Origin of the sequence: Advenella kashmirensis WT001 (genome assembly GCF_000219915.2) — a bacterium.
In the GTDB taxonomy this organism is placed as follows: Bacteria; Pseudomonadota; Gammaproteobacteria; order Burkholderiales; family Burkholderiaceae_B; genus Advenella; species Advenella kashmirensis.
Genome location: NC_017964.1, coordinates 1460411 through 1476062, shown reverse-complemented (window position 1 = coordinate 1476062; position 15652 = coordinate 1460411). Strand labels below are relative to the sequence as shown.

Annotated in this window: 8 protein-coding genes and 5 pseudogenes; 3 read left to right on the top strand and 10 right to left on the bottom strand. The window is 54.6% G+C overall.

Annotated elements, in window-relative coordinates; translation table 11 throughout:
- Window positions 1–314: 314 nt before the first annotated feature.
- Window positions 315–2419, bottom strand: a pseudogene (ppk1, locus tag TKWG_RS06930) (polyphosphate kinase 1).
- Window positions 2420–2781: 362 nt separating this feature from the next.
- On the opposite strand from ppk1, the pseudogene TKWG_RS06925 reads away from it, so the two are divergent.
- Window positions 2782–4268, top strand: a pseudogene (locus TKWG_RS06925) (Ppx/GppA phosphatase family protein).
- Window positions 4269–4397: 129 nt separating this feature from the next.
- Here TKWG_RS06925 and TKWG_RS06920 read toward each other — a convergent pair.
- The 5 genes and pseudogenes from TKWG_RS06920 to TKWG_RS06900 form a co-directional block, all read right to left on the bottom strand.
- Window positions 4398–5162: a GNAT family N-acetyltransferase gene (locus tag TKWG_RS06920; protein WP_014750162.1), complete on the bottom strand. Its 765-nt coding sequence runs from the start codon at window positions 5160–5162 to the stop codon at window positions 4398–4400.
- Between the two features lie 153 nt (window positions 5163–5315).
- Window positions 5316–6656 (bottom strand): phosphoglucosamine mutase, encoded by a 1341-nt coding sequence (gene glmM / locus TKWG_RS06915; protein ID WP_014750161.1) that lies wholly within the window; start codon window positions 6654–6656, stop codon window positions 5316–5318.
- Window positions 6646–7496, bottom strand: a pseudogene (gene folP, locus TKWG_RS06910) (dihydropteroate synthase). The gene glmM and the pseudogene folP overlap by 11 nt, the downstream one beginning before the upstream one ends.
- Window positions 7497–7515: 19 nt before the next feature.
- A complete protein-coding gene (gene ftsH, locus TKWG_RS06905; protein WP_014750158.1) occupies window positions 7516–9423 on the bottom strand; it encodes an ATP-dependent zinc metalloprotease FtsH in 1908 nt (635 codons plus the stop codon).
- 469 nt (window positions 9424–9892) lie between these two features.
- Window positions 9893–10546, bottom strand: a complete 654-nt coding sequence (locus tag TKWG_RS06900) for an RlmE family RNA methyltransferase (protein ID WP_014750157.1) — start codon at window positions 10544–10546, stop codon at window positions 9893–9895.
- A 14-nt stretch (window positions 10547–10560) separates the two neighbouring features.
- Here TKWG_RS06900 and TKWG_RS22375 point away from each other — a divergent pair.
- A pseudogene (locus TKWG_RS22375) lies at window positions 10561–11149 on the top strand (YhbY family RNA-binding protein).
- Window positions 11150–11292: 143 nt separating this feature from the next.
- Here TKWG_RS22375 and greA read toward each other — a convergent pair.
- Complete coding sequence (gene greA / locus TKWG_RS06890) at window positions 11293–11769, bottom strand: transcription elongation factor GreA (RefSeq protein ID WP_014750155.1); 477 nt, start codon at window positions 11767–11769, stop codon at window positions 11293–11295.
- Between the two features lie 254 nt (window positions 11770–12023).
- Window positions 12024–13383 (bottom strand): annotated as a pseudogene (locus TKWG_RS06885) (solute carrier family 23 protein).
- A 151-nt stretch (window positions 13384–13534) separates the two neighbouring features.
- Between TKWG_RS06885 and TKWG_RS06880 the strand changes: the two are divergent.
- Window positions 13535–14176: a histidine phosphatase family protein gene (locus tag TKWG_RS06880; RefSeq protein WP_041709948.1), complete on the top strand. Its 642-nt coding sequence runs from the start codon at window positions 13535–13537 to the stop codon at window positions 14174–14176.
- Window positions 14177–14257: 81 nt separating this feature from the next.
- Here TKWG_RS06880 and TKWG_RS06875 read toward each other — a convergent pair whose 3' ends face one another.
- Both TKWG_RS06875 and bfr read right to left on the bottom strand, forming a co-directional pair.
- Window positions 14258–15022: an SDR family oxidoreductase gene (locus TKWG_RS06875; RefSeq protein ID WP_014750153.1), complete on the bottom strand. Its 765-nt coding sequence runs from the start codon at window positions 15020–15022 to the stop codon at window positions 14258–14260.
- A gap of 57 nt (window positions 15023–15079) precedes the next feature.
- Window positions 15080–15544, bottom strand: coding sequence for a bacterioferritin (gene bfr, locus TKWG_RS06870; RefSeq protein ID WP_014750152.1), 465 nt, complete (start codon window positions 15542–15544; stop codon window positions 15080–15082).
- Window positions 15545–15652 lie beyond the last annotated feature (108 nt).

Here is a 15652-nt window from a genome sequence, read left to right as displayed (position 1 = left end):
TTCCTCCATAAGGGAAAACACTAGCAATATGCTTTTTATATTTTATTATCAATAACTTAAAGAATATTTCAGGTGACAAAATTGTGTCAAAAGACTTCAAAATCGTCTTGAAAAACGCAGGCTGCATACAACAAGTTCTGAAGCCTGTCATATTATGTCATGTTACAAACTAGCGTTGACGCACCCTCACCTGTCTGCTTTTCGCGCCTCGTTATCATCCCAGGTGTCGCGCAAAAGCCCACCCGGACCCATCTGACAACAGACGGACCTGAATGCGAGGCAACGCGCGATGCCCTGCATATTCATACGTACAATCAACCGGCCTTGCCAAGCAGATTCATCAAGTACTGGTGGATATTGAATGGCTCCCGACGATTTTTTATTCGCTCGTACTCGCCACTGGGTTTCTGCTCCCACGACAGCACATTGTCCTTCAATGGGAAGGTAAAGGACTCATTGATTACCCGTTTTTTCAGAACCGGATTCAGGATAGGGAAGGCCACTTCCACACGGCGGAAAAAATTGCGCGCCATCCAGTCGGCAGAAGACAGGTAAACCTGCTCCTGGCCACCGGCATGAAAATAAAACACTCGCGAGTGTTCCAGAAAGCGCCCAATGATGGAACGCACCCGAATATTTTCCGACAGGCCGGGAACGCCGGAACGCAGCGCACATACCCCGCGCACGATCAGTTCAATGCGAACGCCGGCCTGGCTGGCCTTGTACAAAGTGTTGATCACCTCCACTTCCAGCAAAGAATTCATCTTGGCCATGATCACCGCTTTTTTTCCAGCCTGCGCCTGTTCGGTTTCAGCCTGAATCATCTTGAGTACCCGTTCGTGCAGGGTAAACGGCGACTGCAGCAGCAGTTTGAGTGGACGCCGGGCGCCCAAGCCTGTAAGTAGGGAAAAAACCCGATCCATATCATTGGTCAGATCGGGATTGGCCGTCAGCAAACCAAAGTCGGTATAGAGCCGTGCCGTACGTGGATGATAATTTCCGGTACCCAGGTGTCCGTAGCGAACGATTTTCTTGCCTTCGCGGCGCAACACCAGCAACATTTTGGCATGCGTTTTATGGCCCACAACACCATAGACCACATGTGCGCCAACCTCTTCCAGCTTGGCCGCCCAGTTGATATTGGTCTGTTCGTCAAAACGGGCCATCAATTCTACGACTACCGTCACTTCCTTGCCGGCTTTGGCTGCGGCCAGCAACAGCCCCATCAGTTCGGAATCTTCACCGGTACGATAAATGGTTTGCTTGATCGCCACTACCTGCGGATCCAGCGCAGCTGATGTCAGAAAGTCGATCACTGGCTTGAATGACTGGTACGGATGGTGCAACAAGAGGTCTTCCCGCGCTATCGCATCGAACATTTCTGCAGGATTATCATTCATGGAATCGAATGGGGCCGGCAGGCGGGCCCGATAGCTGGGGAACACCAACTGCGGGTCAGCGTCAATATCGCATAGCGGCATCAGGCGCGTCATGTTGACACTACCGTGCGTGCGGTAGGTATCCTTGGGGCCCAGCGCGAACTCCCGCTGCAGAAAATGTTCGAGTTCTACCGGAGTGTCTTCAGAAATTTCCAATCGAACCGCCGCCCCGAAGTTACGCTGCGACAGCTCCCCCTGCAGCGCCTGCCGCAGGTTGGTCACCTCGTCTTCATCAACAAACAGGTCGCTGTTACGCGTGACACGCCATTGATATAGCCCCTTTACCTCCATGCCCGGAAACAGCTCTCCGGAGAACTGCTGCATCAGCGAGGACAAAAGCGTGTAGCAATGACGGTGCCCGCAGACCGATTCGGGAATTTCAAGTAAACGAGGCAAAGCGCGCGGTGCCTGCACAATGGCAATGGACGCACGGCGGCCAAAGGCATCTTCGCCGCTAAGCGAGACGATAAAGTTCAGACTCTTGTTATAAACACGCGGAAACGGGTGCGCCGGATCAAGGCCGATAGGCGTAAGCAGCGGCAGCACCTCGTTCAGGAACACATCGCGCGCCAGGCGGATATGGCATCTGAATATTCCCTGGGGGCCAGCACAGACACGCCCTGCTTGCGCAAGGCAGGAAAAATATCCTTGTGCAGCAACGCGTACTGGCGATCGACCAGTTCGTGCACACGATGCTGCACCAGTTCGAATGCTGCCGACGGTGTCAGGCCGTCATCGCCCGGCACATTGGGAAACTGCCGTTCCTGTTCTTTCAGACTGGAGATGCGGATTTCAAAAAACTCATCCAGATTGGAGCTGACAATACACAAATAGCGCAGGCGCTCCAGTAGCGGGTTGGCCTGATTCATGGCCATGCCCAACACCCGTTCATTGAATTTTAGCAATGACAGTTCGCGATTGAGCAGCGTGACGGAGTCGGAAGAGGAAGCAGAAACTGGGACAGGATTGGTATCGGACATGAAGGCGCAGTTGTTGTGTGTATTAGGCTTTGGCAAAGAACAGTTCTTATACTCTCACAATATAACAAATTCATGACAAAACGCGAATATCTGTAAAACAGCTTCATTTTGCCGATGCGTACAGCGTTTGGTATCCACTCGAATTTAAAGACTTGGCGTATCTGCATGGTTTTCTATTAAAACCATTGCCGACATGCTATCTATTTAATAATTGCTACGCAATACTGGCAATATATACCTGCCTTCAATGGCAGAGGTTGACGCCACATTCAAATAAAAATGATGAAGCCGATTGCCTTTATTTCGCTCACGCTTGCGGCTTTTTTACTAAAATGGCGTTTCCCTTACCTAGCAGATGCATCATGGACCAATTACTTGCCGCCGTAGACCTTGGCTCCAACAGCTTTCGCCTGTCCATTGCAAGGATTGTCCAGAACGATGATTCTGTGCAAATTTACGCAACAGATCGTCTCAAGGAAACCGTCAGACTTGCCGCTGGCCTGAACGCCGAGCGCGTGCTCGATGAAGACGCAATCCAGCGCGCCATTGCCGTGCTGTCCCGTTTTGGCGAGCGCCTGGAAAACTTCCCCGCCGGCCGTGTACGTGCCGTAGCAACCAATACCTTTCGCGTCGCGCGCAATGTGGCTGAATTTCTGCCTCGTGCGGAAGCCGCGCTGGGCTACCCGATCGAAGTCATTTCCGGTCAGGAAGAAGCTCGGCTGGTGTACTCCGGCGTGGTTCACGAACTGCCGCCGTCCAATAAACAACGCTTTGTCGTCGACATCGGCGGCGGCTCCACTGAATTTATCATCGGCCGGGAGCTTGAACCGCTGATCATGAAATCCCTGGCCATGGGCTGCGTCAGCTACACCAAGTCCTTTTTTCCGGACGGCAAAGTCACCGAAGAAGGCTTTGTCCTGGCCGAAATTGCTGCTAGAAAGGAAATCGAAATTATTTCCAGACAGTATCGGCATCTGGGATGGGATGAAGCCTTCGGCTCTTCGGGTACGGCCAAAGCACTGGTTGCGACCCTGGAAGAATCCGGTTTTTCAGAAAAAGGCATTACGCTGGACGGCATGCAAAAGCTGAAAAAAGTGCTGATCCGTCACGGCAGCGCTCACGCGCCGGAATTGCGCGGCCTGAAGCTGGATCGCATGGAAGTGCTGCCGGCTGGGCTGTCTATCATGATGGCGATCTTCAGCGAACTACAGGTCAAGCAGATGTTCCAGGGTGACGGCGCGCTGCGCGTCGGCGTTCTGTACGATATGCTGGGCCGCGACAGCTCTCATGACAAGCGTGATGAAACAGCGGGTGTGTTCATGAAACGCTACCATATTGACAGCCGACAGGCCGCGCGCGTGAAAAAACAGGCACTGGCATTTTTTGATTCAATACTGGCTGATGAAACAGCAGCCGATGATCTACGACGCTATCTGAGCTGGGCCTGCGATTTGCATGAAACCGGCCTGAGCATCTCGCAGAATAATTATCACAAGCATACCGCCTACGTGATGGCCAACGCCGACATGCCTGGTTTTTCCGAAGCCGAACAGGAACTGCTCTCGTTCCTGACCTGGGCCATCAGGGTAAGCTGGACAAATTGCTGCCCGAAAAGCCAAGCCGCGTCAAATGGCTGCTGACCCTGTGCCTGCGACTGGCCGTCGTGTTCATGCGCCGCCGCCAGCCGGTGACATCGCTTCCGGTTTCACTGGAAACCGACGATCAGAAACTCATATTGCGCGTGGGCCGGAAATGGCTGGAAGACCACCCTCTGACCCGGTACACGCTGTCTCTGGAAGCTGCCGAATGGAAAAAAGCCGGCTTTACACTGGATATTATTCCTTCCTGACCTTGCGGATGCCACGTGTCGGACGTGAGTATTATCGCATGCCGACATGAAAGCCGGCACCAGCCGGCTGCCTGGCGCAAGCGGCCCACCCGTCCGGCCAGATCCCTGGCAACGGGCGCCGTACGCGTATCAGGCCAGGCCGAAGTGTTTTTTGTACCGGGGATCGATATTGGCCACATCGATAATGACCGGAAAATCTGCAGAATTGAAGTCCTGGTCAAATGCCGGCTCACCGCAGATATGTGCGCCAATCTTCAGATATCCTTTGATCAGCGCAGGTGTTTTCGCATCATCGGTAAGCGTGAGTTTGTCCAGCGGATACGGATTGATGGGCACCATGATCGGACGCTCGGGATGTGCATCGATATCGCGTTTGGCCGCACGCCAGACCTTGGAGGCTTGCACACCACCATCGGCCAGACTGACACTGGCGCAACCGAGCATATAGCGATAATTATTACTCAGCAGATAGCGCGCCAGACCATTCCAGAGCAGCATGATCGCCTGACCATTGCGGTAATCCGGATGCGTGCATGAGCGGCCGCATTCACATAACAGATGGCGGATATGCGCCAATTGATCAATATTGAATTCCAGCTCTGAGTAATAGCCACCGGCTTCTGCCGCCTTCTCCGGACTCAGGATCCGGTAGGTACCGACAACGGCACCTGTTTTCAGGTCCCGAACCATCAAATGGACACACCATTTGTCAAACGGTTCAATGTCTACACCGTTGACTGCGCCGGGAAATACCACGTTCATTTCGTTGGTATAGACCTCGTAACGCAATCGCTGCAACTGTTCGACTTCCTCGTCGGTTGTAGCAATCCCCAAGACCAGGCTGTGGCTTGACGTATCATTCTCGTCTGCCTGGATCCGCATGATTTCTTGCATTCGGGTCAATTCCTAAGATTTACTGTAAAGCTGCATGATACCCGGTTCATTTGACAAAAACTTTTCACATACAGGTAATATTTCGATTTTTTGAAATCTTACAACAGAATGCATTGCCAGTTGCACAAACTGCATACAACTGGCCACGAGAAATCATGCAGCCAGGTCGACGGCCTGCAGACGTTCCACGCCCTGACGGGCCAGCGCTTCGGTTTCAGCTTCAACCATCAGCCGCAGCTTGGGTTCGGTGCCCGAGGCACGAATCAGCACCCGGCCGCGCCCGTCCAGCTCGCGCTCAACCTCTTCTTTGGCCGTCTGCAAGCCTGCATGGGCCTTCCAGTCAGCACCTTTTTTCCAGGGCACATTGACCATGATCTGTGGATACATTTTCAGATCTGAAATGAATTGAGAAAGCGTTTTGCCGCTGCGCACCAATGCCGTCAACACCTGCAAGCCAGCGATAATGCCGTCACCGGTACTGTGGTGATCCAGGCACAGCAGATGGCCCGAGCTCTCGCCGCCATAGAGCCAGCCGTTTCTCTGCATGGCTTCCAGTACGTAGCGATCGCCCACATTGGCCCGTTCAAAGGGTACACCCATGATTTGCATAATCTTTTCAAAGCCATAGTTGGTCATGAGTGTGCCCACGACACCGGCCACGCGGCCGTGCATCATCCGTTCACGGACCATGGCATAAAGCAATTCATCCCCATTGTAGATACGTCCTTCGGCGTCCACCATCTGAATCCGGTCGGCGTCGCCGTCCAGTGCAATGCCGTAGTGCGCGCCCACTTCCCTGACTTTTTCGGCCAGCGCTTCCGGATGCAGCGCACCTACGCCGGAATTGATGTTGAAACCATCCGGGTTGCAGCCAATGGCAACCACTTCAGCACCCAGTTCGCGAAAAACATGAGGTGCAATGTGGTAAGCCGCACCATGCGCGCCATCGACCACGATTTTCATGCCCTTGAGATCCAGGTCGTTCGGGAACGTGCTTTTGCAAAATTCGATATAGCGCCCGGCAGAGTCTGGCATGCGGCGGGCACGACCAATATGCTCGGAATCGACACAACCTACCGGTTCGTCCAGCGCCGCTTCGATTTCCAGCTCAACGTTATCGGGCAGCTTCATGCCGTTACCGGAGAAAAACTTGATCCCATTGTCCTGATAGGCATTATGCGAAGCGCTGATGACCACACCGGCAGTCAGGCGCAGTGCACGGGTCAGATACGCCACGGCAGGTGTCGGAATGGGTCCTGCCAGGTAAACGTCAATACCGGCAGCGGCCAGGCCGGCTTCCAGCGCCGACTCCAGCATATAGCCTGAAATGCGCGTATCCTTGCCGATCAGCACCATGGGACGCGCACTATCTTTGTAATTTTTTGACAGTACCCGGCCCGCGGCATAGCCCAGTCGCAATGCAAACTCCGCATTGATGACCGGACCGCCCACTTCACCACGTACCCCATCTGTTCCGAAATATTTACGCCCCATGAATTTCTCCTTGTTCTGTGGCCGCCCACACTTTGAGGGCATCTGCAGTTTGTGCGACATCGTGTACCCGTATGATAGCCGCGCCCCGATTTGCAGCAGCCAGCGCGCCGGCAATGCTGCCGGCAACGCGGTCCTGCGGAGCCCGGCCCGTAACCGCTGCAATCATGGTTTTACGGGACAGACCGATTAATAACGGTGAGTGTAAACCGGACAGCCTGTCCTGTTCACGTAAAAGCTGATAATTTTGCTGCACTGTCTTACCGAAACCATATCCCGGATCCAGACAGATGCGTGCAGGCGCAATTCCGGCCGCCACCGCCGCCGCCTTGCGTTCCTCCAGAAACCGGTAGACCTCGTCAGTCACATTTTCGTACTGAGGCGCAGCCTGCATGGTTTTAGGCTCACCCTGCATATGCATCAGGCACACCCCGCAATTGGGATGCGCTGCTACAACCTCAAGGGCGCCGGGCATGCGCAAGGCATAAATATCATTGATCAGATCGGCACCCGCCGCCAGGGCAGCACGCATCACTGCCGGTTTGAAGGTGTCCACGGAGATAGGTCTGCCACAATCACGCAGATTATGTATCACCGGAATGATGCGCCGGAGCTCCTCCTCTTCGGAGACGGCATCAGCACCTGGCGAGTAGACTCGCCACCAATATCCAGGATATCGGCACCCTGCCCGATCAGTTCCAGCGCATGCGCGGTCGCTGCATCGGCAGAAAAATGGGCGGCGCCATCGGAAAAGGAGTCGGGCGTCACATTAACGATGCCCATAACAAGCGGGCGCTTGAGTGTAAGCTCAAAGCGCCCGCAAATGAATGTGGAATAATTCATGAAAAATACAGCAATAAAATCAGGCAGTCACAGTTGCTTTGTCGCTACCAGGATCTTTCCGGGCAGGGCCTGATGAAGGCGGCGGCGTATCGGAAGAATCGCCCGTGGGTTCGGGTGCTTCCGGCGGACGCGGTGGGCGCCCGGCCATGATATCGCCGATTTGCTCTGCATTAATGGTTTCCCACTCAAGCAGCGCCTTGGCCATAATGTGCATTTTGTCGCTGTTGGCCTCGATGATTTTGCGTGCTACCGAATACTGCTCATCGATAATGCTGCGGATTTCCGCATCAACCTTTTGCATGGTTGCCTCGGACACGTGGGTGGTCTTGGTGACACTGCGTCCCAGGAACACTTCATTCTCGTTTTCAGCATAGACCATGGGGCCCAATGATTCGGTCATGCCGTAGCGCGTGACGATATCGCGGGCGATGGCCGTCGCGCGTTCAAAGTCATTGGACGCACCGGTGGTCATCTGGTTCATGAAGATTTCTTCTGCAATACGCCCGCCGAACAATACGGCGATAGTATTGAGCAGACGCTCTTTATCCATGCTGTAACGGTCGCCTTCAGGCAATTGCATGGTGACGCCCAGTGCACGACCACGCGGAATGATGGTCACTTTGTGCACAGGATCAGTTTTAGGCAGCATCCGGGCCACAATCGCATGACCGGATTCATGGTAAGCGGTATTTTTGCGCTCTTCCTCGGGCATGACGATGGAACGGCGCTCGGCGCCCATGATGATCTTGTCCTTGGCGTTTTCGAAATCCATCATGTTGACGGTACGGCCGCTACGACGTGCGGCAAACAAGGCAGCTTCGTTCACGATATTGGCCAGGTCTGCACCGGAAAACCCGGGCGTACCACGCGCAATGACCGACGCTTCGACGTTGGGCGCCAGGGGAACCTTGCGCATATGCACGTTCAGGATCTGCTCGCGGCCACGAACGTCTGGCAGGCTGACCACGACCTGGCGGTCAAAGCGGCCAGGACGCAGCAATGCAGGATCCAGCACGTCGGGACGGTTGGTCGCAGCGATCACGATCACGCTCTGGCCGGATTCAAACCCGTCCATTTCAACCAGCATCTGGTTCAGTGTCTGCTCGCGTTCATCGTTACCACCGCCGACACCGGCGCCACGCTGGCGACCGACGGCGTCAATCTCGTCGATGAAGATAATGCAGGGCGCCTGTTTCTTGGCATTCTCGAACATATCGCGCACACGCGATGCGCCCACGCCCACGAACATTTCCACGAAATCGGAACCGGAAATACTGAAGAAAGGCACCTTGGCTTCGCCGGCAATAGCCTTGGCCAGCAGCGTTTTACCGGTACCTGGAGGGCCAACCATCAGCACACCGCGGGGAATACGCCCCCCCAGACGCTGGAAGCGGGCGGGTTCGCGCAGGAAATCGACCAGTTCTCTGACATCTTCCTTGGCTTCATCGCAACCGGCCACATCAGCAAAAGTGATCTGGTTGGTGCTTTCGTCAAGCATGCGCGCACGGGACTTGCCGAAGCTGAAAGCTCCGCCTTTGCCGCCACCCTGCATTTGACGCATGAAGAAGAACCATACGCCGATAAGCAGCAGCATGGGGAACCATGAAATAAGCGCGCTCAACAGGAATGACGGCTGCTCGGGCTGCTTGGCGGTAACTTTCACACCTTCACGCACGAGATCACCGACCATCCACAGGTCGTTGGGGGCAGTCAGCGTATAAGGCCGTGTGCCTGAGCTGGGCGTGACCGTCAGGGTATTGCCCTGAATCTCAACACTGGACACCTTACCCTGCTTGGCATCGGACATGAACTGACTGTAGCTCACGCCCTCTGTGACCTGACCTGCGCCGTCGTATTGCTTGAATACTGTAAAAAGTACCAGCGCTACAACCACCCAGATAGCGAATTTTGAAAAAGAATTATTCAACAATCTGACTCCTGCGATGAATGGCAAATGACCCTGAAAGCAGCGTCTTTACCCCGTTCATATGATTCTAACCTATTGATAAAAAAAAGAGGCTTTACAACCGGCTTAAAAACAAATTAAACCATTACCCGCCATTTCCGGAATTTCCCAGGTAAAGGCGCCGATTTTGACTGCATCCGGGCGTGTTACGGCAACTGCTGCAAGTCGTTGTCCCGGCATGAAGCACCAAGGAGTCTCACAATAGTCAAATTGGGGCAAAAACCCGGTTTCCAAGCGCTACTCTGTAACTTTTTCCTGATTTTTTCCTGATATTGCGAGCCCGACCGGTGCCCCATTCAGATCGTCAAGGGTGCTTGTCGTAACCCCACTGTACAGCGGCACCGCAATTAACCTATAGGAATAAGCGCCGTAAACAAGGACCAATGCCAGTTGGGCCGCAAGGCCGGCGCCTGGTCAGGCCTGCCGATGCCTAGAACTGACGGTTCTCCGGATGCTTTAGACCACGCCCCAGCAAGAAGGTTTCCGAAGACTTGTCGCGCGATGCCTTGGGCTTGCGCTCGACAACTCGCTTAAAATGCTGTTTGAACATCTGCACGATCTGGGAAAATCCGCTGCCGTGAAATGCCTTGACGATAAGAACGCCATCGGGCGTCAGATGCTGCAAGGAAAACGCCATGGCCAGCTCGCATACATGCTGAATCCGGGCGGAATCGGCAGAACTGACACCGGACAGGTTTGGCGCCATATCAGACATGACCAGGTTCACCTGCTGCTGTCCGACCTTGTCGTTTAAGGCGGCAAGCACCGCATCGTCACGAAAATCGCCCTGGATGAACTCCACACCCGCAATGGGCTCCATCGGCAGCAGGTCCAGCGCAATGACGCGGCCCTGCAACACTCCGCCCTCGCCAACGAGTCTTTCGCGTGCAACCTGCGACCAACTGCCGGGGGTAGAGCCCAAGTCGACTATAATATCCCCTTTCCGCATCAGTTTTTCCGAATCCAGGATCTCAATCAGCTTAAACGCTGCCCGTGCCCGATAGCCCTGCTGCTTGGCCATTTTCACGTATGGGTCATTGATATGCTGATGTATCCATTCTTTCGAGAATTTCTTTTTGGCCATTGCCTGATTACCTTATGCCTACCCTAGAATTGACATCAAAAGAGCGCAGCGAACTACGCGCTGCCGCCCATCCGCTGAAACCGGTAGTCCTGATCGGTGATCAGGGCCTCACGCCCGCGGTGTTGAAAGAAATTGACATGAACCTCACCGCGCACGGACTGATTAAGGTGCGCGTTGCCGGAGATGATCGCGCCGCACGTATTGCCATGCTTGACACTATCTGTGATTCATTATCGTGTGCCGCTGCCGGACACGTCGGCAAAACGCTTATTTTATATCGACACGGGTCACAAAACCGTCGTTGGGAACAAAAAGTCGAAGAACCCGTCGAACGCAGCCGCCGACTCCCCAATGAACCCCATACGCCGAAAAAACTGCTGGCCGCGGGCAAGACCCTGAAAGACCGCAAGACACACCGCAAGGCAGCCCGAGGCAACGACGAACTGGTGGGCACCCCGGCACGCAAGCCGCACGGGCCCCAGCGGCGCGTCCCGGCGGCACCGAGGCGCATGGCATCCCCCGACGCGCGGGCAGCGCCTGTCGCTGCGCGCTGGCCGGCGCACTACAGCGGCGCCTCGCACCGGGCGTCGCGGCGGCAGATAACCACTTACGGTCAGACAAAAAAAGAAGCCGCAGGACTGTTTTCTGCGGCTTTTTTTGCTGCTATCGGTATATCAGCCTTGCTGAGCGACCGATTCCGGTTCGTGCCCTATGACACCCGGGAATGTTGCATAACAATATGCAGTTTACTTGTACTCAACAGAGACAATTTCAAACTCTTTCTCGCCGGACGGCACAGTAACGACGACTACATCGCCTTCGGCCTTGCCAATTAGCGCTTTGCCAACGGGGCTGGAAATGGAAATTCTGTTCAGGCGGATATCGGATTCGGCATCGCCGACGATCTGATAAGTCACGTGACTGCCGGAGTTCAGGTCTTCAATGCCGACCGTTGCACCAAACACAATTCGCCCTTCGACATCCAGACTGGACGGATCGATGATTTGCGCATTGGACAGGAGACCTTCCAGTTCATTGATGCGGCCTTCGACGAAACCCTGACGTTCCCGGGCTGCATCGTATTCCGCATTTTCCGACAGATCACCCTGCGCGCGCGCCTCAGCAATTGCCTGGATGACGCCGGGCCGCTCTACGCTGATCAAGCGGTGCAATTCTTCTTCTAAGCGCTTCGCACCTTGCGCTGTTAATGGAATACCTGCCATATCTGTCTCAAAAAAGTAAAAACGCCCCCATTGCACAATGATGTGCCATGATGATGAGCGTGCTGTTGTGTTATAGACTTGGCCAACGATGCCTGGCGCAAGCACAAAAGAATGGAAAAAACAAAAATAAACCCCGGCACTGGTTAATTAGTGCCAGGGACATCGTTATGACATTGTCTCCAATTCCTGAACAAAATGCAAGCATTCGGGAAAATGTTGCTAAAGTCTTGAAAACAATTGAAAAAATTACGATTTTACATATTCTGTTCCTGATCGAACGGGCTCTGGTCCGGTTCAACTGTGGAACGTTGCCGCAAATTGAGCAACGCGTACAAAATGATGGCGCCAAAGGTCGCAGTTCCGATGCCTTCGAGCTTGAAAGCGCCCAATTGCAGCGTAAAGTTGCCGGCGCCCATGAGCAAGGTGACTGCCGCCACGATCAGATTCCGGTTATCGCCAAAATCAACCTGATTGACCACCCAGATACGAGCGCCGGCAATGGCAATCAGACCAAAAACCACCATGGAAACGCCACCGAGCACCGGACCGGGAATCGCATGGATCAGCGCGCCGAATTTGGGTGAAAAACCCAGGACGATGGCAATACATGCCGCCGCTACAAACACCAGGGTCGAATAAATACGAGTCACAGCCATGACGCCGATATTTTCTGCATAGGTGGTCACGCCGGTGCCGCCGACGGCGCCTGAAATCATGGTGGCAACGCCATCACCCACGAAGGCGCGCCCCAGATACTGATCCAGGTTTTGCCCGGTCATCGCGCTGACGGCACGGATATGGCCAGATTCTCAGCAATCAGAATAACAGCGACCGGCACCATTACTGAAATCGCCGATACCGTAAATTCAGGCGCGACCAGCGTCGGCAAGCCAAACCAGGCCGCTGCCTGCACGCCGGTAAAGTCAATCGGCGTGCCCAGTCCGGCCACATTGGTCAACAACCAGTAAATGACGCAAGCGGCGATCAACCCCAGCAGAATCAGCAGGCGCTGGATCATGCCGCGCGTAAAAACAGCCACCCCGGCTACACACAGGATGGTCATCAGGGCCATGAGCGCCTCGAAGGTTGAACCCGATCCCATCGCACCCTTGGCCGCAATGGGCGCCAGATTCAGGCCGATCACGGCAACGATGGCACCCGTTACCACAGGCGGCATCAGCCGTTCGATCCAGGCCGAACCGTTGCCCCGACTGTTGGCATACCATACCAGCAACCCAACCAGTGCATATACCAAACCGCACACGATAATGGCACCCAGCGCAACACTGATGTTGGCATTTGGGCCGCTGCCGGCGTAACCCGTTACCGATATGACACCGCCGATGAAAGCAAAACTGGAACCCAGATAACTGGCACGCGACCTGCAACGAAAAAGAAGAAGATCAACGTGCCGATACCTGACATCAGTACGGCCAGGTTGGCGTCGAAACCCATCAGCAACGGGGCCAGCACAGTCGCACCAAACATGGCGACAACGTGTTGCGCACCCATTACCGCCGTCTGCGGCCAGGACAGACGCTCATCGGGTGCTACAATCTGATGATCCCGGGCCCGGTCAACCCGCCGCCAGATTGGAAAAAAAGGTCCACTCATTACTTTCCCCATTCAGATGTGATGTCATATTTTGCTGGATATGCAGTGTACGGCCTGACCGGTGCACAGAGCAAGCAAAACTGCGGCCGGCAGCAAGACCTTTACCCGTGATTTTCTGTTCTTCACCCGACCACCCTTCGAGCATCCAACTATGTCACACACCGATTTCTGGATTATCCGCCATGGCGAAACCGACTGGAACGCCGAGCGCCGCCTGCAGGGCTGGTGCGACATTCCACTGAACCCCAACGGCATTGCCCAGGCCCAGGCACTGAACGCGCATCTGCAAGGCTGTTTTAGCGACGCGACGCCTGCACACATCTATACAAGCGATCTGCAGCGGGCGTACCATACCGCCCTGCCCTATGCACAGTCGTGCAACAAGCCGATTCATCGCCTGCCCGGGCTGCGCGAACGCAATTACGGTGTTCTTGAAGGTCAGCTCTGGTCGGAGCTGACCGGCTTTGACTCGGCGCGCAATCACAACCAGGCGATAGAACTGGACCGGGACGAGCACAAGGCAGAGGACCTGGCAACCTTTTATACACGGATCAGACAGACGCTGAACGCCCTGGCACAAAAGCACCGGAATGAAACCGTCATGATCGTCAGCCATGGCGGCGCGATTGATATGATGTGGCGGGCGGCCGGCAAGCTCACACCCGATGCGCCACGCGAGTTCACCCAGCGCAATACCAGCATCAACCGCTTGCGGATTATCAGTGACGACAGCTGGCAGATTGTGTCCTGGGCCGACACAAGCCATTTGCCGCAAGCGGTGACCGAGGCATGAAAATCAAAGTATAAAGTTGTTGTGGGATGCCGGCGCGCTCACGCGGGAAGATGCGTACCCGGGTCATGCCGCTTGACGAACTTAGCGGGGGGCCTGCTGACGACGCGGTTTGCGACCGGCACGACTCATCATGCGGTCATAGAGCGCATTGGGGATAAAGCGCAGCAACCTGGCAACCAGACCCATCTGCCACGGAATCACCGCATAGCGGCGGCCACGTTCGATCGCCTGCCCTGCGCGCCGCGCAAAGGCATCGGGCTTCATCAGAAAAGGCATGGGATACGGATTGTGCTGCGTCATAGGGGTATCGACAAACCCGGGAGCAATGGTGACGACTTTAACGCCGGTACCGTACAGATCAATGCGCAAACTTTCCAAAAAGACTGTGGTTGCCGCCTTGGAGGCGCTATAGGCACTGGAGCCAGGCAAGCCGCGAACACCGGCAACGCTGCTGATGCCCACCAAGGTGCCGCTACCCCTGCTTTGCATTCCAGGAATGAAGGGCTCGAAGGTCGCCCCCATGCCCAGCACATTGGTTTCAATAATTTCCCGGAACACCTCGGCGTCTTCAACCATGCCGTTAAGAATGCCGACACTGATGCCTGCATTGGCAATAACGATATCCACCGGGCCATTATGCAAAAAATCTGCAGCCGCAGCATGTAGATCGGAGGCACGCCGTACATCACCAACATAGCAAGCGGCCGGCTTTGACAACGACGACGAGAGCGCTTGCAGTTTGTCACCCGAACGGGCAAAAAGACCTAGCTGCGCACCACGGGCGTCGTAATACCGGGCAAAGGCCTCGCCCAGTCCGCTACTGGCGCCACTAATAAAAACACGCATGTCGGTGTGCAATCGCTATCGTGATAGTACAATTTCGTGATATTACAATCGAAATTATTACAGCTGTGATTGTAGATAGTTCTGCAGGCCAAGGCGCTCTATCAGGCGCAACTGCTGTTCCAGCCAGTGTGCGTGATCTTCTTCGGTATCTTCCAGCTGTGCACGCAACATTTCACGCGTTACGTAATCGCCGGCCTCTTCACAAAGCGCAATGCCTTTTTTCAGATTGTCCCGAACTTCAAACTCGGTGTCCAGGTCAAGTTGCAGCATTTCTGGCACGTCCTTGCCTACCCGGATATCTGCAGATATCATTTTGGGTGTGCCTTCCAGCAAAAGAATGCGACGAATCAACGCGTCGGCGTGGTCTGTCTCATCCTGCATTTCGTGGCCGATACGCTCGAACAGCTTGGTATAACCCCATTCATGGTACATGCGTGAATGAATGAAATACTGATCGCGCGCAGCGAGTTCACCTGAAAGCAGAAAGTTCAGGTAGTCGATGACTTTAGGATGGCCTTTCATTATGCTGCTCCTTGAAAGAATCAAACGTAAAACCCTATTTTAAGAGAGGTTTGCGCGGAGCATGCCCTATAAAGAAAAATTGCCAAATTTCACGAAGAAAAATGGCAA

Coding starts and splice junctions, on each gene's coding strand:
- glmM (WP_014750161.1), bottom strand. CDS start 6,656: ATGGGGCGTAAATATTTCGGAACAGATGGGGTACGTGGTGAAGTGGGC.
- TKWG_RS06880 (WP_041709948.1), top strand. CDS start 13,535: ATGTCACACACCGATTTCTGGATTATCCGCCATGGCGAAACCGACTGG.
- TKWG_RS06900 (WP_014750157.1), bottom strand. CDS start 10,546: ATGGCCAAAAAGAAATTCTCGAAAGAATGGATACATCAGCATATCAAT.
- greA (WP_014750155.1), bottom strand. CDS start 11,769: ATGGCAGGTATTCCATTAACAGCGCAAGGTGCGAAGCGCTTAGAAGAA.
- bfr (WP_014750152.1), bottom strand. CDS start 15,544: ATGAAAGGCCATCCTAAAGTCATCGACTACCTGAACTTTCTGCTTTCA.
- TKWG_RS06920 (WP_014750162.1), bottom strand. CDS start 5,162: ATGCAAGAAATCATGCGGATCCAGGCAGACGAGAATGATACGTCAAGC.
- TKWG_RS06875 (WP_014750153.1), bottom strand. CDS start 15,022: ATGCGTGTTTTTATTAGTGGCGCCAGTAGCGGACTGGGCGAGGCCTTT.